This is a genomic window from Flavobacterium sp. CLA17 (assembly GCF_013112255.2).
GTDB lineage: Bacteria > Bacteroidota > Bacteroidia > Flavobacteriales > Flavobacteriaceae > Flavobacterium > Flavobacterium circumlabens.
In genome coordinates this window covers 4,650,901-4,671,239 of record NZ_CP068294.1, presented here as the reverse complement: position 1 = coordinate 4,671,239, position 20,339 = coordinate 4,650,901, and the positions used below count along the sequence as shown (strand labels likewise).

Genomic DNA, 20,339 nt, shown 5'->3' with positions numbered 1-20,339 from the left:
AAGATTTTTCAATACATCTGACAGACTGGAATGTACTTTCATAGGTTAGAATTTTGGAATTGTTTGTTAATTTTTTTTGCAAATATATATAAATTCTATAAATATAGTATAGTTTAGAAGATATTTTTTTATTTCTTCACCAGTGAGGCAATAGTGATCCCTTCCATAGCTTTTAAAGTTTTGTCCCTAATAAGCACTAAACCATGATGTAGGCTGCATTCTGACTCAGTTTTACAGTCGGAGCAGGGTTCGTAAAAGTTTAACGAAGCACAAGGTAAAAGCGCAATTGCACCGTCAAATAAACGATGAATTTCAGCCAAAGTAATATCATTTTTAGATTTTATCAGATAATATCCGCCAAATTTTCCCTGCTTACTGCTCACAAAACGCCCTCGTTTCAGATCCAGTAAAATCTGCTCTAAAAACTTTTTGGGAATGTTGGCACCATCAGCAATTTCTATTGTTTTAGAAATGTGATTTTCGTCCTGTTCTGCTAAATAAAGTAAGGCTTTAAGGGCATATTTTGCTTTATGTGATAACATCTGTATTGAATTATGAATTATAAATTATGAATTATAAGTTTTCGACTGCGACTGTAAACCGTGACTGAATACTGCGACTAAAACCCTACCAGCCTCCGCTAGAGCCTCCACCTGAGAAACCTCCGCCGCCAAAACCACCGCCGAAGCCTCCACCGCCACCACCTGATGATCCGCCTCCGAAGCCACCGAATCCGCCTTCGCCACTGCTTCTGCCAAGACTACTTAACAGAATTACATCCATCAGGCTCGGACCTCCGCCATTATTGCCTGAATTTCCTCCTCCGCCTCGTTTATTTCGGGACAGTAAAATTAATACAATTACAACAATTATGATAAAGGGCAATATGGGGAAACTTTTGCCTTTGGCTTGTTTTCGCTCTCCTTTGAATTTTCCTTTAAAGACATCGATTATAGCATCAGTTCCTTTGTCCAGTCCGTTGTAAAAACTTCCGGCTTTAAATTCCGGAATAATGATATTTCGAATTATAGTTCCTCCAAGTCCGGCTGTTAAACGATCTTCAACTCCGTAGCCTGGATTAATCGCTATTTTCTTTTCAGCTTTAGCCAATAAAATAATAACCCCGTTGTCTTCTTTTGCTGTTCCTCCAATTCCCCAGGTTTGTCCCCATTTGGTTGCTAACTGGCTGACATCTTCACCCTTTAGGCTCTCAATGGTAATGACAACTATTTGAGTGGTGGTAGAGTCAGAATATCGTATAAGCTTTTCTTCTAATTGTGCTTTTTCCGTTTTACTTAAAACGTTGGCATAGTCATAAACTGACGTCTGAAAACTTGGTTTTTCCGGAATTGTAAATTGTGCAAAAATACAAGTAGAGGTAAAAAAGGCTATAAACAGAAAGGATAATTGAAAAATTCCTTTTGAATTGGATGTTTTGTTTGGGAAAATTTTCATTTATTTAACCTTTTGAGATTTCGTTAGATAATTCGTTTGTATCGCCGTCAGACCACGGAAAATATTTTTTCAATTGCTCGCCTGCATTCAGGATCCCATCAACAATGCCTTGTTTGAAATTTCCTAATTTAAATTGTTCTGTCATTGCATCTTTTGTACAATCCCAAAAATCATCGGCAACAGCATCATTTATGCCTTTATCGCCGCAAATGGCAAAGCTTTGGTCTTCGACAGCAAAATAAAATAAAACCCCGTTTTGTAATTGGGTTTCATCCATTTTTAATTCATGAAAAAGTTCTAAAGCTCTTTCAAACGGAGCTTTAGAACTAGTTTTTTCTATATGTACTCTAATTTCGCCAGAAGTATTTTTTTCGGCCACGCGAATCGCTTCAACAATTATTAGTTCTTCATCCTTGGTTAAAAAATCTTCTACTTTTGACATTGAAATTATTTTTAAATGAAGATTAATTCTTGTTAGAATAAAGTTCTAAAAGAATTAATCGATACTATCTTATTTGATTTTTAAAAGCAGATTTACAAACTTCTAATCTAATTTTTCTAAGAAGTCTAAAAATCTAAGAATCTAACCTTAGAATTTTACTTCGACTGGTTTGTCAGCACCTGTAACGGCTTCGAAATATGGTTTTTCTTTGTAATCTAAGAACCATTTGTTTGGTATAGAAAGGATGTAACCGTTATATTCCTGAACTGTTTCATTGAAACGTGTTCTCGCTGTTAGAATCTGATTTTCCGTACTGGCTAATTCGTCCTGTAATTTAAGGAAATTTTCGTTTGCCTTTAGTGTTGGATATTGCTCTACAGAAACCAATAATCTTGATAAAGAGGAAGAAACTCCACTTTGAGCCTGATTAAATTGTGCTAATTGTTCCGGTGTTACATTACTTGGGTCAATTGTTACCGATGTTGCTTTTGCACGGGCTTCAATAACTGCTGTTAAAGTTGATTTTTCGAAATCAGCAGCACCTTTTACCGTATTTACTAAATTCCCGATAAGATCATTTCTTCGTTGGTATGCCGTTTGTACATTTCCCCATTCTTTATTCACTGCCTGATTGTACTTTAATCCGGTGTTTTTAATTCCAATTGACCAAAAAGCGATAATAGCAACTAGTGCTACAATAATTCCTACGGGGATTAACCATTTTTTCATATTTGTTTGATTTAAGTTGGTTTCTAATTTTAATAATTATGTTATAATTCGTTTTTGATTTCTGTTAATTGTGTTTTTATGGACTCTAATTTACGTATTATTTCGAATTTATCTAATGTTTTCTTTTGTCCTTCCTTCAAATGGGTCTTGGCTCCTTCAAGTGTAAAACCACGTTCTTTTACCAAATGATAAATCAACTGTAAATTGGTAATATCATCCGGTGTAAACATCCTGTTGCCTTTTGCATTCTTTTTAGGTTTCAGAATATCGAATTCGCTATCCCAAAATCGGATCAAAGATGCGTTGACATTAAAGGCTTTGGCAACTTCGCCAATGCTGAAATATCTTTTATCTTTAGAAAGCTCAATATGCATGATTTATATTTTTCTGTATTTTACTTCAAACTTACTACTTTTTGCAGTGTTAATCTAATGACTGGTTTTCCTGATTGGCCATATGTGAAATGGCAACGTATTCTACTGCCGAAATATTTCCGTAATAAAAATTCAGCGGATTCACCACTTTTCCATCTTTATGCACTTCATAATGGCAATGAGGGCCTTCAGAACGCCCTGTGCTTCCTACATAGCCAATTACATCGCCTCTTTTGACATGCTGTCCGGTTCTGCAGTTGTATTTGCTTAAATGCGCGTACAGACTTTCATATCCAAAACCATGCCTGATGACCACATGATTTCCAAAACCTGACGCTGTATTGTCAGCTCTTGCCACGACACCATCACCTGTTGCATACACGGGAGAGCCTGTACTGGCCGTGAAATCCATTCCGTTATGCATTTTTCGCACCTTCGTGAAAGGATCAATTCGATACCCGAATCCTGAAGCAACCCGTTTTAAATTTTCATTTCGGACTGGCTGAATGGCAGGAATTGCCAAAAGCAAATTTCCTTTGACACTCGCCAATTTCAAAATCTCATCCAGTGATTTGGACTGAATGGCCAATTGTTTCGAAAGTTTATCAATTCGTTTGGTCGTATTCAGTACCAGTTGCGAATTGTTATAGCCTTCTAAATCTTTATATCGCTTCAGGTCCTTAAAACCTGATTTTCGTATAGAATCGGGAATTGAAGCTTTGTTAAAATAAACCCTGTAAATATTATTATCCCGGTCTTCTATCGCTTCCGTTACCTCATTAATTTCATCCATTTTTTTATTCAGAATCGAATACTGCAACTTCAAATTTTCAATTTCACGTGACTGCAGACGATCTTTTGGAGTTTCAAAATAAGGAGTGTTAACCAAAAGAACGAAAACTAAAAATCCAAACAGCGCTGAGGCCAGTAAAAACAACAAAGCATAACCGATTTTGATTCTCTTTCTGGTTTTTATTTTTGTATAAGCCAGATTTTCTGAGTCGTAATAATATTTTACTTTCGCCATATTTTAAAATACCCTATTTTTGCAGCTTGTAAAATTGTTAGTCGAACAAATTTAATAAATGTTTCAGTTGTTCGCCGCTTTTTTTCAAGAATAAAATAATTAGATAATTGAGTTAATTTGATAATTAGATAATGTATGAATTGGATGATTTATTGTTTAAGGACGTAAGTTTTTTAATTTAAAATTTTTACATTTTCAAATTAGCATATTCAGTAATTATCTAATTGGCACATTTTCAAATTGGCACATTAATAAAATATGAAATCACAAGACGTACGTAAACAATTTCTAGACTTTTTCAAGAGCAACGGACACTTAATCGTTCCATCTGCTCCAATCGTTCTTAAAGACGATCCAACCCTTATGTTCAACAACTCGGGAATGGCCCAGTTTAAAGAATACTTTTTAGGAAACGGAACACCAAAAAGTAAAAGAATAGCCGATACGCAAAAATGTCTTCGTGTTTCAGGAAAACATAACGATCTTGAGGATGTAGGTTTTGATACCTATCACCATACCATGTTTGAAATGCTTGGTAACTGGTCTTTTGGAGATTATTTCAAAAAAGAAGCGATCAATTGGGCTTGGCAATTACTTACAGAAGTTTATAAGATTCCAAAAGAAAATCTTTATGTTTCTGTTTTTGAGGGAAGTAAAGAAGATAATGTGCCTTTCGATCAGGAAGCATGGGATATCTGGAAAACATTAATCGATGAAGACCGTATTATCCTTGGAAATAAAAAAGACAATTTCTGGGAAATGGGCGATCAGGGACCTTGCGGACCTTGTTCTGAAATTCACGTTGATTTACGTTCTGAAGAAGAAAAAGCACAGGTTTCAGGAAAAAGCCTTGTCAATAATGATCACCCGCAGGTAGTTGAAATCTGGAATAATGTATTCATGGAATTCAACCGTAAAGCGGATGGTTCATTAGAGAAACTTCCTGCACAGCACGTGGATACCGGAATGGGATTTGAGCGTTTGTGTATGGCATTACAGGGAAAAACGTCTAATTATGATACCGATGTTTTTACACCTCTTATCGAAAAAGTAGAACAAATTACGGGATTAAAATATACTTCTGATGAAATTAAAAACATCAGCGAAGAACAAAACAAAACCAATATTGCCATTCGTGTAATTGTAGATCACGTTCGTGCGGTAGCGTTTGCAATTGCAGACGGAAAATTGCCATCAAACACAGGAGCGGGTTATGTGATTCGCAGAATTTTGCGTCGTGCGATTCGTTACGGATTTACATTTTTAAACACCAAAGAGCCGTTTATCAATAAATTGGTAGAGGTTTTAGCCAATCAGATGGGAGAATTTTTCCCGGAAATAAAAGCACAACAGCAATTGGTTACAAACGTAATCCGTGAAGAGGAAGCTTCTTTTTTAAGGACTTTAGATCAGGGGTTACAGTTGTTGGATAATGTAATTGCGCAAACGAAAGGCGCTGAAGTTTCAGGAGCAAAAGCATTTGAATTGTATGATACTTTTGGTTTTCCAAAAGATTTGACTGCCTTGATTTTGAAAGAAAAAAATATGTCTTTAAACGAAGCGGAATTTGATGCATCAATGCAGGAACAAAAAAATCGTTCGCGTGCCGCTTCAGAAGTTTCAACGGAAGACTGGTCGGTTTTAATTCCGGGAAATGTAGAGACTTTTGTGGGTTATGATCAGTTAGAGAATGACGTAAAGATTACCAGAATTCGTAAAGTTGACAGTAAAAAAGACGGAATTCTATACCAGATTGTTTTAGACAACACGCCATTCTATCCGGAAGGCGGAGGTCAGGTTGGAGATAAGGGAACGTTGGTTTCTGCCAATGAGACTATCGAAATCATTGATACAAAAAAAGAAAATAACCTGATTCTGCATTTTGCAAAACAATTGCCGGAAAATATTGAGGCTGGTTTTACAGCAAAAGTAAATACCGATTTGAGAGGTTCAACTTCTAAAAATCACTCGGCTACGCATTTAATGCATTTGGCTTTGAGAAACCTTCTAGGTACTCACGTAGAGCAAAAAGGATCCCTGGTAAATCCGAACTATTTACGTTTTGACTTTTCACATTTTTCTAAAGTTTCAGATGAGGAGTTGCGTCAGGTTGAAGCAAGTGTAAATGCGCAGATTGAGGCACAATTGCAATTGGTAGAACACAGAAATATTCCGATTAAAGAAGCATTGGATAAAGGTGCAATGGCTTTATTTGGAGAGAAATACGGAGATAATGTCCGTATGATTGAATTTGGTGAGAGTAAAGAACTTTGCGGTGGAATTCACGTAAAAAACACAGCAGAAATCTGGCATTTCAAAATCATTTCTGAAGGTGCAGTTGCAGCTGGAATTCGTCGTATTGAGGCGATTACAGGTGATGCCGTAAAAGATTTCTATCAAAATCAGGAGAATATTTTAGCTGAAATAAAAGAAACATTAAAAAATCCACAGGATATTTTAAAATCAGTGGCTTCTTTGCAGGATGATAATGCGAAACTGAAAAAACAAATTGAGCAGTTGCTTAAGGAAAAAGTTGGAGCCTTAAAAACGGAACTTGAAAAAGATTTTCAGGAAATAAACGGCGTAAATTTCCTTGCCAAACAAGTAGATTTAAGCATGGCTTCGACAAAAGATTTAGCTTCGGCTTTAGGAAGTTCAAAAGCAGATTCGTTTGTGTTCCTGGCTTCAGTAGAAGACGGTTTGCCAAACATTCACTGTTATATTGCTAAAGAATTGGTAGCAGGCAAAAGCTTAAATGCAAATGCTGTGATTAAGGAATTAGGAAAGTATATTGAAGGAAATGGAGGAGGACAACCATTTTTTGCATCAGGAAAAGGTAAAAATGCTAACGGAATTGCTGAAGCTTTAGTTAAGGCAGTTGAGTTTATTAAATAAAAGAGTATTTGAAAGCTTTTTCAGGATATTAAATTGAAGACTTAAAAATTATGTATAGAAAAATTAAAGTAATTATTATTTTTTCAATTGTTTTTACATCATTTAGTTATGCTCAAAGATATCAAATATATGAAGGGGGATTTGAAAACATAAGTGATATTAAATCCTTCAACGTAGCGTTTAATTATGAAAATATTCAAGTTCATGGTTTTGAATCAGAAGAAGACTTTTTAAAAGAAAAAATGGAAAAAAGAAAAGCTAATCCTGAAAAAGCTGCAGCTTTCAGACGGGATTGGTTTTCAAACCGGGATCAATATTATAATCCGGCATTTATAAATTATTTTAATAATTATTTTAAAAAAGGAGAACGTAAAATTGTTGTTGATTCTCCCTATTTAATGAAGGTGAATTTAACCTGGATTTATCCGGGTTATGCATTAGAACCTGCTAAATTGTCTGTAACAATTGAGTTTATCGATACCATTAATTCGAAAAAACTACTTGTAGTTCATTTTGAAAAAGTGATTGGGATGGAGAAAAAAACAATAGAAATAGATGAGTATGAAAGAGTAATTGGTGCATTTGAAAAACTCGCCAAAAACTTAGCCATTCAATTAAAGTAAAGCAGCGAAGCTTAAGAAACCTTTGACTCTGCTTACTTTAAATTTTTTATTAATATTCAAAAACCCGACAGATTTTAAAAATCTGTCGGGTTTTGTATTTCAAGCCTAAAAAAGCTCAGCAACTTAGCACCTTAGTGACTCAGCACCTTAAAATTTTACTTTCTTTCCCCAATCTGCTGACGCCACATTGCGTAATACAAACCTCTTTCAACGATTAGATCTTCGTGTTTACCCTGTTCTATAATTTTACCCTGCTCTAAGACAAAAATCCTGTCAGCATGCATAACGGTAGACAACCTGTGGGCGATTAAAACCGTAATTCTGTTTTTATCTGAAATGTTTCGGATGGTTGCATTAATTTCTTCTTCCGTTATGGAATCCAGCGCAGAAGTTGCTTCATCAAAAATCAATAAGTTCGGGTTTCTTAAAATAGCGCGGGCAATAGACAAACGCTGTTTCTCTCCGCCGGAAACTTTAATTCCTCCCTCGCCAATTGTCGTATTTAAGCCATCTTCGGCACGTTTCAGCAATTTTTCACAACTTGCTCTTTTCAGGGCATCATACAAATCTTCGTCAGTCGCATTTGGTTTTACAAACAATAAATTCTCCCGAATCGTTCCGGAAAATAATTGTGCATCCTGAGTAACAAAACCTAATTGTTTTCGTAAATCCAGTAAATCAATTTCAGTTGAATCAATATCATTATAAAGTACCTGCCCTTCTGCCGGAACATACAATCCTACCAATAATTTCACCAAAGTAGTTTTTCCGGATCCGGATGGGCCAACGAAAGCCACAGTCTGGCCTTGTTTTATTTCAAAATTAATATTTTCTACAGCTTTAAATTTCGCAGTTTTATGCTTGAAACTTACATTAGAAAAAAGCAAAGACTGAATTGCTCCAACATGTTTTGGACTTTTCGGGCGAAATTCTTTCGGAGCATTTAGAAGAACCCTGAAGTTTTCCATTGAAACTTTAGTCTCGTTAAGGGCTATAATAAAATTCCCTAACTCCTGAAGGGGGCCAAAAATAAAGAAAGTAAAAAATACCATGGTCAGTAAATCTCCCACGATAATTTTCCCTCCAAATAAGAAATAATACAACGTAAAAACAACACACGTTCTTAAAAAATGAACGGTTGTTCCCTGAATAAAACTTAAACTTCTGATGAAACGGATTTTTTGCAATTCAAGCTGAAGAATTTTAAAGGTGTTTAAATTCAGACGTTTTTCTTCCTGATAGGTTAACCCGAGACTTTTTACAAGTTCAATGTTTCTTAAGCTTTCTGTTGTAGAACCAGCCAAAGCATTGGTTTGATTCACAATTTTTTTGGAAACAATTTTAATCTTCTTGCCCAGATAAGAACTCACCAAAGCAATAATTGGTGCGGTAATTAAAAAGATTACAGAGATACGATAATCAATTCGGGAAACGTAAAGAATTACAAAGACAAACCCAATAATAGTCTGAAAAATTAGTGAGATCGAAAGTGTAATTAATTTTTCAGAATCAGAACGTACTTTGGTTAATTTGCTCAGTGTTTCACCACTTCGCTGATCTTCAAATTCAGCATACGGTAAATCCAGGGATTTTTTAATCCCGTCCGTATACATCTGGGCCCCGGTTCTCTGAATGACAATATTGGTAAAGTAATCCTGAAAATTTTTGGTGATTCTTGAAATCATGGCAGCACCAAGGGAAAGTCCCAGCCAGAAGGCTAAAGACCTGATAAAACCCATTTCATTTCCTTTGTATTTCGCCAGTCCAACCCCGCAGTCCTGCATTAATTTACCGGTGATGATTGAATCTGATAAGCTGAAACAGATATTAATAGTAGCCATAATCAAAGCAAAAAGCAACAGCATTTTGTGTTTGATTATATAAGAATATAGTAATTTCATAAGTGAATTTAAATTTATTGGAGATGCAAAAGTAGTGAATTGTTTGTCTTTGTAAAGTTGCTTTTAGTTATTAAAAACTAAATTTTATATTTTGAAATTTGAAATTCTTAATTAAGCCTGTTTTAATTTTATTTCACGCAGAGTCTGTTTTAATTATTTTATGCAAAGTCGCAAAGTCGAAAATTAAAAGAAGTTAGTTTGAGATAGATCTTTTTAAAAACTTTGCGTCTTTGCGACTTAGAGTGAGATCCATACGTTTCCAAGAGCGAAGTTTTTATTTTTGTTGGTGCATATTTTAATCACGCAAAGTCGCGAAGTCGCAAAGTAAAAAAGTTAGTTTGAGATAGAGCTTTACCAAAACTTTGCGTCTTTACGCCTTCGCGTAAAATTGCATACGCTTCCAGAGCGAAGATTCTATTTTTGTTGGGGCATATTTTAATCACGTAAAGTCACGAAGTCACAAAGTAAAAAAAGTTAGTTTGAGATAGAGCTTTACCAAAACTTTGCGTCTTTGCGCCTTCGCGTGAAATTCCATACGCTTCCAGAGCGAAGTTTTTGTTTTTGTTGGGCATAGTTTAATCACGCAAAGTCGCGAAGTCGCAAAGTAACAGAAGTTAGTTTTGAGATAAAGCTTTGTAAAAACTTTGCATCTTTGCGACTTCGCGTGAAATCCATACGTTTCCAAGAGCGAAGTTTTTGTTTTTGTTGGGCATAATTTAATCACGCAAAGTCGCGAAGTCGCAAAGAAAGAAAGCAGCTTTAAGAATAAAGCTTTATAAAAACTTTGTGTCTTTGCGACTTTAAGTAATTTTTTAAATAATTAATTTTGCATGAAATTTAGTTTTTAGTAAGTTTTTTCTTTAATTTTGTAAGAAAAAATAAAATGACAGAAAATGAAATTGCAGCTATAGTGGTCGATACTTGCTACAGAATACATTTAAACTAGGGCCCGGACTGTTAGAATCTGTTTATGAAGCGATTTTATACTACGAGCCAACCCGGAAAGGATTACAAATTGAAAGACAAAAGCCGTTGCCCGTCACATGGAATACAATAAAGTTAGATATTGGTTTTAGGGCAGATTTGATCGTAGAAAATAAAGTGCTTTTAGAAATCAAATCAGTTGAAAAAATTGGTGAAATTCATGGTAAACAAGTTTTGACCTATCTTAAGATTACAAAAATGAAATTAGGTCTGTTAATTAATTTTAATGTGCCAATTATCAAATTAGGCATTAAAAGAGTCGTTAGTAATCTTTAACTTTGTTTAAAAGTAAAAAAACATGCAATTCAGAACACAGGTGCCCATTTCTAAAACCAATAATCCAATAGATTATAATTCGAAAGTAATATCTTTAGGTTCCTGTTTTGCTGTAAATATGGCCGAGAAACTGGACTATTTTAAGTTTGAAAACCATACCAATCCGTTTGGGATTATCTTCAATCCGGTTTCAATTGAGAAAATAATAAAAAGGGTGTTCAAGCAGGAATTATTTACCGAAAAAGACGTGTTCTTTCATAACGAGCGCTGGCATTGTTTTGACATACATTCCGATTGGAGTAATTCCGATAAACAAGAATTGTTAGAGAACTTAAATCAGATTACAAAAACACTGGTTCAGCAGCTAAGCAACGCAACGCATGTCATAATCACCTACGGAACTTCCTGGATTTATCGAAATACAGAAAGCAGCGAAATCGTAGCCAACTGCCACAAAGTACCTCAAAAGCAATTCTCAAAAGAATTATTATCCGTTGAGACCATTCAGAAATGCATCCAAAATACTATTGATTTAACTCAGACTTTAAATCCAAATATTAATTTCATTTTTACCATTTCGCCAGTCAGACATATCAAAGACGGTTTTGCAGAAAACCAGCTAAGTAAATCACATCTGTTTACAGCACTTCATCAGGTTTTAAAAACTCATAACTCACAATTCATCACTCATAATTATTTCCCTTCTTATGAAATCATGCTGGATGAGCTTCGCGATTATCGTTTTTATGGTGAAGATATGCTGCATCCCAACCAGGTCGCAATTGATTATATCTGGAAGAGATTTGGCGAAAATTATATTTCAGAAAACAGTATTTCAACAATGCAGGAAGTAGAAGAAATACAAAAAAGCCTGCGTCACAGAAGTTTCAATCCCGAATCTGAACAACATCAGAAATTCTTAGCCAAACTGCAACAAAGAATGAATCTTCTGGGAGAAAAATTACCACACATTAGATTTTAAAAATCAAATAAAATTACCATATAAAGAAAAAAATGGTTGCTTCTTAGCGCTTTCATGGTAAAAATAAAAGTAAGAAATTAACTATTTGGCAGTGAAATTTTAGAATAATTGCCTGTAATTATGTAAATTGTTAAAGTTTAAAATTTACAATTTTGTAGGCTGTATAAAACAGCCTTTATACTAACGCAATTCTAATCTAAAAGTGTTTTATTGACATATGAATAAGAAATCAGTTCATTTTCTTAAAAAAACACTACGCATACTGCTTTGGTGCGTAGGCTCTATTGTTGCACTTTTATTACTTCTTATTATTTTAATTCAGGTACCGTCGGTGCAGAATTATGTCAAGGACAAAGCCGTAACCTACCTTCACAACAAGATAAAAACCAAAGTTTCATTAGATCATATTTCCATAAAATTCCCTAAGGATGTAGTGCTGGAAGGTTTTTATTTTGAAGATCAGAACAAAGACACCTTATTGGCAGGTAAACGTTTAGAAGTCGATGTCGATTTATTTAAACTGATAAGCAGCGAACTAGAAATCAATTCGGTTTCGCTCGAAAATGTAAAAGCCAATATCTCCCGAAATAAAGATGGTGTATTCAACTTCGATTACATCATTAAAGCATTCGAATCAAAAGAAGATAAACCCAAAGATCCCGATAGTAAACCTTTTAAAATAGCAGTGGTAGATGTCAATCTCGATCATGTGAAATTTAATTTTAAAGATGATTTTTCTAAAAATGACATTCGCGTAAACCTTACCCATTTTGACACAAAATTCAAAAAATTCGATTTGGACAAAATGGATTTTGATATTCCCAACATCGAATTAAACGGTTTGAAATTAGTGTTAAATCAGGATGTGGTAGAGCAGATTACGGAAGTTTCGGTAAAAACGGTGGACACCATTTCAAAGAGAAAAGATTTTAAATTGAAATTAGGTAAAATCAAACTTTCGAAAATTGATATTTCATATGATAATAAAGATTCTAAACTGGATTCGGGAATACGTTTAGGAAATTTAGAACTTGCTGTTAATAAAGTCGATTTAAATAAGCAGCTATTGGATTTTGATTCTTTCGAATTAAAAGATCTGAAAGGAAATTTACGTCTGGGGGCAAAAGACAAACAAATAAAAACTCCGAATTTAGATTCAACAGCAATTCGCCAGTCGGGATGGAAAGTAAAACTGAAAGAGGTTACGATTCAGAATATAGCGTTTCAGTTTGATGATATGCAGTCAAAACCAAATGCAAAAGGAATTGACTACAGCCATTTGGATCTGGATAAATTCAATCTGAAAGCAGCAAAAATATACTATGGAAATGATACGATTTCCGGAAATATACAAACACTTGCCGTAAAGGAAAAAAGCGGTTTAGACATTCAGTCGTTAAAAACAGATTTCTTTTACGGTCCTAAAAAAGCGTATTTGAATGATTTGTATCTGAGAACGCCGCAAACCCTTTTGCAAAATAAAATTCAGGTCGGCTATACGTCAATTGCAGCACTTAAAAAAGAGCTCGGAAACCTGACTCTGGATGCCAGTCTGAATCAATCCAAAATTGGTTTCAAAGATATTTTGCTTTTTGCTCCGGATTTACGAAAGTCCAATCCTTTTAAAAGTAACCCTAATGCCGTTTTATATCTGAATACCCGTTTAAGCGGAAAAATCAAAGATCTGAATATTCCACAGTTCGAAATGAGCGGAATCGGAACCACAAGAGTTTCTCTTTCGGGCAAAATCAAAGGATTGCCGGATGCTCAAAAAGCCTATTATGATCTGGATATCAAAAAACTGTCCAGTACTTCTAAAGACGTGTACGCTTTTGTCCCGGCAGGAACAATTCCAAAGAATATTCAATTGCCATCGCAGTTTAATGTATTGGGGAAATTTAAAGGTTCCATTCAGAATTTTAAAACCAATCTGGCGCTCAATAGTAGTTTCGGAAATGCAAAAGTAGATGCCTTATTTGATCAGCGTGTCAAAAAAAGAGAAAAGTACGATGCAACGGTTTATTTGCTTGATTTTAATTTAGGACGATTAATCAAAAATGATTCCATTGGGAAAATTACGCTGAAAGCAAAAGTTAAAGGAAAAGGATTAGATCCTAAAACGGCTCAGGCGGAATTGGACGGAATTGTTCAGAAAGCAGTATTCAACAGATACACGTACAGAAACCTGGCTTTAAAAGGAAATATCGAAAACGGATCTTTTGCTGTGAAATCAGGAATGAAAGACCCGAATCTGAATTTTGACCTGGTAGCCAGTGGCGATACGAAAGACAAATATCCATCGGTAAAATTAAAATTAAACCTTGATATTGCCGATCTCGAAAAACTGAATCTTCATGCCGGCCCGATGAAATTGCGTGGTAATGTTGATGCAGATATCGCCAACAGTAACCCGGATTTTTTAAACGGAAAAGTATTTCTTTCGAATATTCAGATCTTGCAGGATGCAGAACCAATTGTTTTGGATTCGGTTCGGATCATTGCTTTTTCTGATAATACCAGAAACAATATCAAAATAAGCTCGCAGTTTTTAAAAGCTGAAGTAGACGGAAAGTACAAGCTGACGACCTTAACAGCGGCTATAAAAAAATCGCTTTCCAAATACATGGATTTGAAAAATCCGAAAGTAAACGGCGAATCAGACGAACAGCGCCTGGCTTTTACACTGACCGTGGATAACGATCCCATATTATTTAAGCTCGTTCCGAAACTAACAGGCCTGGAGCCGATTAAAATTATAGGGAAATACAACAACGTGACCGATTCTTTGGAAATAAAGGGAACGATTCCGCGAATTGTGTACGCGAATAATACCATCTCCGATGGAAAAATAAATATCGAAGGCAAAGAAAACGCGCTGGAATATCAGATTTCCGTAGCAACCATTGAAAGCGGTGAATTGAAAGTTCCGTTTACCAGTTTGTCAGGCAAAGTCGAGAACAATATTCTCACCTATGCGTTGCAGGTAAAAGACACGAAAGACAAAGAGCAGTATGTTATTGCCGGAGAATTTCTGCGTCAGGATGCTAAGAATATCCTGAAAATCAATCCTGAAAATTTTGTACTGAATTATGATAAATGGGCTATCGATCCTGAAAATGCAATTGAGTTTGGCGATAAACGACTTTACATCCATAAATTTTTTCTGTCGAATTCCGGAAACGAACTTAAAATACAGTCTAAAAACAATCAGGTTAATGCACCGGTTGAAGTTGATTTTGTAAACTTCAAAATTGAAACTATTCTGAATATTGTCAAAAAAGACAAACTGCTCATGCAGGGTTTAATCAACGGAAAGGCAGTAGTAGAAAACGTGATGACATCTCCAGTTTTTACTTCAGATTTAAAAATAGATGATTTTGCTTTTAAGGCCGAACCTGTTGGAGATATTGCCATAAAAGTAGATAATAAAACGGCCAATACACTCGCAGCCAATGTAGTTTTGAGTGGTGAAGGAAACGATGTAAACCTTACCGGAAATTACAGAATCAGTGATGGAGATTTAGATTTTAATGTGTCTATTGATAAATTGAATATCAAAAGCATTCAGGGTTTTACAATGGGGAATGTTACGGAAGGGACCGGGTTTTTGTCCGGGAATTTCAAAATTGCAGGAAATACATCAGCGCCAAAAATTGCGGGTGAATTAAACTTTAATGAAACCGGTTTCAGAATTACACAACTGAATTCTTATTTTAAAACCAATAACGAGAAAATCACGTTCAATAACGAAACCATTTCATTTGATAAATTCTCTCTTTTGGATGAAAATGACAATGAATTATTTGTTGACGGAAACATTCAGTCGGCAGATTTCAGAAATTTTAATTTTGCATTAGTCGTTCAGGCAGAAGATTTCAGGGCGATTCATTCAAAAGCTCCGGATAATGATTTGTTTTACGGAGATTTATTTTTAGATACTAAATTAAATATAAAAGGAAACCTTGAAAGTCCGGTTATTGACGGAACAATCAAAATAAATAAAGAAACAAAATTCAGTGTTGTTTTACCACAGTCTGATCCTTCACTTGCAGACAGAGAAGGAATTGTTGAGTTTGTGAATGAAGATAATATGTATCTGAAACAAACGGTTGACATGAAAAATAAACTCGATCAGGCCGAATTAAAAGGCATGGATGTCAATGTGGCCATTACGATCGATAAAGAAGCAGAACTTACTTTGGTAATTGACAAAGGAAATGGTGATTATTTAAATTTGAAAGGAGAAGCACAGCTGGTTGGCGGTATTGACAAATCTGGAAAAACAACCCTAACCGGTAAATATGAATTTACGGATGGAGCTTACGAAATGAATTTCAACGCAATCCGAAGAAAATTTGATATCCAGAAAGGAAGTTATATCGTCTGGAATGGCGAACCGACAATGGCAACCTTAAATATTACAGCCATTTATAAAGTGAACACAGCCCCAATTGATTTGCTTGGCAACCAATTGTCAGGTATGGATCCGGCCGTAAAAAATACGTTCAAACAAAAACTTCCCTTTCAGACTTTATTAAAGATGAATGGCGAATTACTGAAACCGGAAATTTCATTTGGAATCACTTTGCCGGACGGAAGTTATGATGTGGCCTCCAATGTGGTAGAACTGACGCAGACCAAACTGAAACAGTTAGAACAAGATCCGAACGAATTAAATAAACAGGTTTTTGCCCTTTTATTACTGAATCGATTTGTGGGTGAAAATCCGTTTGAGAGCGAAAGTGGCGGTACAAGTGCAGCAACACTGGCCAGACAAAGTGTGAGCAAAATTTTATCCCAGCAACTTAATGATCTTGCGGGAGAATTGATTACAGGAGTTCAGTTAGAATTTGATCTGGAATCGACAGAGGATTATACGACCGGAACCATGGAAAACAGAACCGATCTGAATGTGGCGGTTTCTAAAAAATTACTCGACGATAGATTAAAAGTTACCGTAGGAAGCAGTTTCGGAGTAGAAGGCCAGGAACGCGCCAACGAAGAAAGTACTAATATTGCGGGAGACGTTGCTTTAGATTATCAGCTTACAAAAGACGGTCGCTATATGGTTCGGGCGTATCGAAAAAATCAATATCAGGTAGCAGTTGAGGGTCAGGTGGTAGAAACCGGAGTCGCTTTTATAATCACGATGAGTTACAATAAATTCCGCGAACTCTTTCATCGCACTGAAGCCGAAAGACAACTGATAAAAGAAGAAAAAGTCCGTAAGGAGAAAAGAAAACAGAAAGAGAAAGAAGAAAAGGAAAAGAAAGAAAACCAACCGGAAAATCAAATTGAAGGAAATGAGCAAAAAACATAGCAATATAGAAACACGATGTATCCGGTATTTTATAGGGCTGACCTTATTTTTTGTTTTTGGATGCAGTAATACGAAATACTTACCGGAAGGTGATTTGCTGTATACAGGAGGTTCTGTAACCGTAAAAGATTCCATTATTAAAAAGAAAGAAAGAAAAGCACTGGAGAAAGAACTGGAAGGCTTACTTCGTCCTAAACCGAATAAACAGATATTAGGATTAAAACCTAAACTTTGGATTTATAATATCGCCGGAGAACCTAAAAAACAAAAAGGAATCCGATATTGGCTTAGAACTAAAGTTGGTGAACCACCTGTACTTTTCAGTAAAGTCGATCTGGACTATAATGCGTCCGTTTTACGAAATTTCTCTGAAAATCGTGGTTATTTCAAAACCAGGGTAAGTGCAGATTCTACCGTCAGAAATAAAAGGGTAACAGCAGAATATACCGTTACGCCTAAAAAACAATACATTATAAAAAGCGTGACTTTTCCGGACGATTCTCTGAAAATGTCCAAAATTATTGCCAGATCTTCCAGAAGAAGTCTGCTCAAAGTTGGCAAACCTTACGATCTGGATCTTATTAAAGCCGAAAGAGAGCGAATTGATGCGCGCCTAAAAGAAAAAGGGTATTACTATTTTAATCCCGATTATATTCTGGCCAAAGTAGACAGCAGCAAAGGCGATCATGAAGTTAAAATCAGACTGGTCATAAAAGACGAAGCCCCGTCAAAAGCATTGACAGCGTATAAGATTGGTAATATATTTGTTTATCCGAATTATTCCTTGTCGAATGACAGTGCTGTATACCGAAAAAGAGATATCAAACAGTACAATGATTTTACGATTATAGATACCGCAGATACTTTTAAACCAAGAGTTTTTGACAGAACGATCTATTTTAAAAAAGGAGATTTGTATAACAGAAAAGACCACAATCTGACCCTAAACCGTTTTGTAAATCTTGGAACTTTTAATTTCGTGAAAAACGAATTCAAGGAATCAGATAGTATTCCGAATACTTTAGATTCCTATTATTACCTAACGCTTTTGCCTAAAAAGTTTATTCGTGTTGAGGTTTTGGGAAAAACCAATTCGGCGAGTTATACCGGAACAGAAATCAATGTCAACTGGAACAACAGAAACTTCTTTCGCGGGGCTGAATTGTTTACGGTCTCTGTATTTGGCGGGGCCGATTTTCAGCTTTCAGGAAAGAACAGTGGTAAAAATATATTTAAACTCGGAGCAGAAACAAGTCTGACCTGGCCAAGATTTGTAACGCCCTTTAACATTGAAGGAAACAGCGAATTTGTCCCGAGAACCAAAGCTACAATCCGATATGAATATCAAAACAGAACGCAGTTGTATGCTTTGAATTCGTTTAATACTTCGTTCGGATATCTGTGGAAAGAAAACATTCGTAAAGAACATCAGCTAAATGTTATCGATATCACCTATGTAAGTCCAAATCATGTAACAGACGAATATTTGGCAGATATAGAAGATGATCAGGCATTGGGAAAAGTAATTGAAAAACAATTGATTTTCGGCCCCACCTATTCGTATACCTACACCAATACGATGCAAAAGCGTAAAAAAAATACGTTCTATTTTAATGGTGAAGTAGATTTGGCTGGTAATATTACCGGATTGGTAACAGGTGCCAACATTAAAAAAGACAATGTCAAAAACATATTTGATGTTCCGTTTAGCCAATATGTGAAAGTAAAAACGGATTTAAGGCATTATTTAAAATTAGGAAAAGAAAGTGAATTGGCGAGCAGGGTTATTCTTGGCGTTGGATATGCGTACGGAAATTCAAATTCGCTTCCGACATCCAAACAATTTGTAGTTGGAGGAACCAACAGTATTCGTGCCTTCAGGGCAAGATCACTGGGGCCGGGAAGTTATAAAGCAGAAGTAACTTCAAATGATTACGTGCCGGATCAGTCTGCCGATTTAAAACTGGAGTTCAATACCGAATACCGCGCCAAACTTTTTAGTATTGTAAGAGGTGCTGTCTTTATCGATGCGGGAAATATCTGGCTCTTACATAATGATCCAAACAGGCAAGGTGCGGAAATTACCAAAGATTTCATGAAACAGATTGCGGTTGGAGCAGGAGCGGGATTGCGTTTTGATCTGTCTTTCCTGGTTTTAAGAACAGATTTGGCTTTTCCGTTAAGAATTCCATACCTGCCTGAAGGACAGCGATGGGTGATTGATGATATTAACTTCGGAAGCGGCCCCTGGAGAAAAGACAATCTGATTCTGAATATTGCGATTGGATATCCTTTTTAAAGTTTTTTTCGCTACGAATTTTTTTTCGCCACGAATTACACAAATTAACACGAATTTCAACTGTTGAAATTTATCAATCAACAAAAAGCATAGATTAGTGAAAATTCGTGTAATTCGTGCAAAAAAATAAAACTTACAGGAAGCCTTTTGAAAAAAAGAAGTAAATTGGTCTAATAAATAAATAGAATGCAAAACTTACTTAAAAGAATTTTATCCGTAGCTGTAATTGTAGTTCTTGTGATTTTGGCTTTCAAATATTGCCAATTCAAAAAGGAAGATGATTCTACAATCGACTATAACACCAATCTGATTCAGCAGCAAATCGTAAATGTTGGAAAATTAGTGGTGACTGAAGGACATTTTTCAGAAGTGATCACCTATAAAAATCAACAAAAATATCTGATGGACATGGTTTCTTTTGAGAAGAAAGCCCTGGTAGTCGTAAACGCAAACGTAACGGTAGCCTATGATTTGCATAAAATGAAATACGATATTGACGAAAAAAATAAAACAATTACCATTCTTAATATTCCAAAAGAAGAAATAACAATCAATCCCGATATTCAGTTTTATGACGTCGAACAAAGTAAACTGAATCCATTTACGGGAGACGATTACAATAAAATCAATAAATCAGTCAAAGCCAATCTGGCTAAGAAAATCGAAAAATCTTCCCTTAAATCAAACGCTCAAAACCGATTAATCAGTGAGTTGTCTAAGATTCTGATCTTAACAAATTCAATGGGCTGGAAATTACAATACAAAGGAAAAACCATTGAATCTGATGCTGATTTTAACGAGGATTTGAAATTGTAGGGAAAAGGTTCAAAGGTTCATAGTGACAAAGGTTCTAAGGTTTTTTGTCACAGATAAATCCACACTCTTGTCATTTCGACGAAGAAGGAGAAATTACATTAGAAATTCCAAAATCTTTGTCGAATACCGCATGTGATTTACTTCGTCTGTTCGCTCTCGCTCGGGTCTCCTCCGTAGAAATGACAAAAACTTTGCAAGTCAAAAATTAAAATCTGC

Annotated in this window: 14 protein-coding genes; 7 read left to right on the top strand and 7 right to left on the bottom strand. The window is 35.5% G+C overall.

All coding sequences use genetic code 11. The annotated features are described in order from the left end of the window. Window positions 1–128: 128 nt before the first annotated feature. The 6 genes from HAV12_RS19155 to HAV12_RS19130 all read right to left on the bottom strand — a co-directional run bounded on the left by HAV12_RS19155 (window position 129) and on the right by HAV12_RS19130 (window position 4,027). Window positions 129–542, bottom strand: a complete 414-nt coding sequence (locus tag HAV12_RS19155; RefSeq protein ID WP_047777994.1) for an Rrf2 family transcriptional regulator — start codon at window positions 540–542, stop codon at window positions 129–131. 85 nt (window positions 543–627) lie between these two features. Then, the gene (locus HAV12_RS19150) at window positions 628–1,455 is read right to left on the bottom strand and encodes a YgcG family protein (protein WP_171571045.1); all 828 of its coding nucleotides are present in this window, start codon (window positions 1,453–1,455) and stop codon (window positions 628–630) included. Between the two features lie 4 nt (window positions 1,456–1,459). Continuing rightward, window positions 1,460–1,897 (bottom strand): TPM domain-containing protein, encoded by a 438-nt coding sequence (locus HAV12_RS19145; protein ID WP_171571044.1) that lies wholly within the window; start codon window positions 1,895–1,897, stop codon window positions 1,460–1,462. Between the two features lie 147 nt (window positions 1,898–2,044). Continuing rightward, entirely contained in the window at window positions 2,045–2,626 is a 582-nt protein-coding gene (locus HAV12_RS19140; protein ID WP_171571043.1) for a LemA family protein, read from the bottom strand. A gap of 41 nt (window positions 2,627–2,667) precedes the next feature. Then, window positions 2,668–3,000, bottom strand: coding sequence for a MerR family transcriptional regulator (locus tag HAV12_RS19135; RefSeq protein WP_127340335.1), 333 nt, complete (start codon window positions 2,998–3,000; stop codon window positions 2,668–2,670). 49 nt (window positions 3,001–3,049) lie between these two features. After that, on the bottom strand, window positions 3,050–4,027 hold the full coding sequence (locus HAV12_RS19130; RefSeq protein ID WP_171571042.1) for a M23 family metallopeptidase: 978 nt from the start codon (window positions 4,025–4,027) through the stop codon (window positions 3,050–3,052). Window positions 4,028–4,285: 258 nt separating this feature from the next. Here HAV12_RS19130 and alaS point away from each other — a divergent pair, with 258 nt between their 5' ends. Then, window positions 4,286–6,922: an alanine--tRNA ligase gene (gene alaS, locus HAV12_RS19125; protein WP_171571041.1), complete on the top strand. Its 2,637-nt coding sequence runs from the start codon at window positions 4,286–4,288 to the stop codon at window positions 6,920–6,922. 50 nt (window positions 6,923–6,972) lie between these two features. Further along, the gene (locus tag HAV12_RS19120) at window positions 6,973–7,545 is read left to right on the top strand and encodes a hypothetical protein (protein WP_171571040.1); all 573 of its coding nucleotides are present in this window, start codon (window positions 6,973–6,975) and stop codon (window positions 7,543–7,545) included. A gap of 155 nt (window positions 7,546–7,700) precedes the next feature. On the opposite strand, the gene HAV12_RS19115 is transcribed toward HAV12_RS19120, so the two are convergent. Beyond that, window positions 7,701–9,446, bottom strand: coding sequence for an ABC transporter ATP-binding protein (locus tag HAV12_RS19115; RefSeq protein WP_171571039.1), 1,746 nt, complete (start codon window positions 9,444–9,446; stop codon window positions 7,701–7,703). A gap of 921 nt (window positions 9,447–10,367) precedes the next feature. Between HAV12_RS19115 and HAV12_RS19110 the strand changes: the two genes are divergently transcribed. The 5 genes from HAV12_RS19110 to HAV12_RS19090 all read left to right on the top strand — a co-directional run bounded on the left by HAV12_RS19110 (window position 10,368) and on the right by HAV12_RS19090 (window position 20,123). Then, window positions 10,368–10,706 (top strand): GxxExxY protein, encoded by a 339-nt coding sequence (locus tag HAV12_RS19110; RefSeq protein ID WP_370528466.1) that lies wholly within the window; start codon window positions 10,368–10,370, stop codon window positions 10,704–10,706. A gap of 22 nt (window positions 10,707–10,728) precedes the next feature. Next, window positions 10,729–11,688: a GSCFA domain-containing protein gene (locus HAV12_RS19105; RefSeq protein ID WP_171571038.1), complete on the top strand. Its 960-nt coding sequence runs from the start codon at window positions 10,729–10,731 to the stop codon at window positions 11,686–11,688. 217 nt (window positions 11,689–11,905) lie between these two features. Next, the gene (locus HAV12_RS19100; protein WP_171571037.1) at window positions 11,906–17,008 is read left to right on the top strand and encodes a translocation/assembly module TamB; all 5,103 of its coding nucleotides are present in this window, start codon (window positions 11,906–11,908) and stop codon (window positions 17,006–17,008) included. Continuing rightward, window positions 16,992–19,307, top strand: coding sequence for a BamA/TamA family outer membrane protein (locus tag HAV12_RS19095; protein WP_171571036.1), 2,316 nt, complete (start codon window positions 16,992–16,994; stop codon window positions 19,305–19,307). Before HAV12_RS19100 ends, HAV12_RS19095 begins: the two co-directional genes overlap by 17 nt. Before the next feature lie 186 nt (window positions 19,308–19,493). Beyond that, complete coding sequence (locus HAV12_RS19090) at window positions 19,494–20,123, top strand: DUF4230 domain-containing protein (RefSeq protein WP_171571035.1); 630 nt, start codon at window positions 19,494–19,496, stop codon at window positions 20,121–20,123. Window positions 20,124–20,339 lie beyond the last annotated feature (216 nt).

Coding starts and splice junctions, on each gene's coding strand:
- HAV12_RS19155 (WP_047777994.1), bottom strand. CDS start 542: ATGTTATCACATAAAGCAAAATATGCCCTTAAAGCCTTACTTTATTTA.
- HAV12_RS19150 (WP_171571045.1), bottom strand. CDS start 1,455: ATGAAAATTTTCCCAAACAAAACATCCAATTCAAAAGGAATTTTTCAA.
- HAV12_RS19145 (WP_171571044.1), bottom strand. CDS start 1,897: ATGTCAAAAGTAGAAGATTTTTTAACCAAGGATGAAGAACTAATAATT.
- HAV12_RS19140 (WP_171571043.1), bottom strand. CDS start 2,626: ATGAAAAAATGGTTAATCCCCGTAGGAATTATTGTAGCACTAGTTGCT.
- HAV12_RS19135 (WP_127340335.1), bottom strand. CDS start 3,000: ATGCATATTGAGCTTTCTAAAGATAAAAGATATTTCAGCATTGGCGAA.
- HAV12_RS19130 (WP_171571042.1), bottom strand. CDS start 4,027: ATGGCGAAAGTAAAATATTATTACGACTCAGAAAATCTGGCTTATACA.
- alaS (WP_171571041.1), top strand. CDS start 4,286: ATGAAATCACAAGACGTACGTAAACAATTTCTAGACTTTTTCAAGAGC.
- HAV12_RS19120 (WP_171571040.1), top strand. CDS start 6,973: ATGTATAGAAAAATTAAAGTAATTATTATTTTTTCAATTGTTTTTACA.
- HAV12_RS19115 (WP_171571039.1), bottom strand. CDS start 9,446: ATGAAATTACTATATTCTTATATAATCAAACACAAAATGCTGTTGCTT.
- HAV12_RS19105 (WP_171571038.1), top strand. CDS start 10,729: ATGCAATTCAGAACACAGGTGCCCATTTCTAAAACCAATAATCCAATA.
- HAV12_RS19100 (WP_171571037.1), top strand. CDS start 11,906: ATGAATAAGAAATCAGTTCATTTTCTTAAAAAAACACTACGCATACTG.
- HAV12_RS19095 (WP_171571036.1), top strand. CDS start 16,992: ATGAGCAAAAAACATAGCAATATAGAAACACGATGTATCCGGTATTTT.
- HAV12_RS19090 (WP_171571035.1), top strand. CDS start 19,494: ATGCAAAACTTACTTAAAAGAATTTTATCCGTAGCTGTAATTGTAGTT.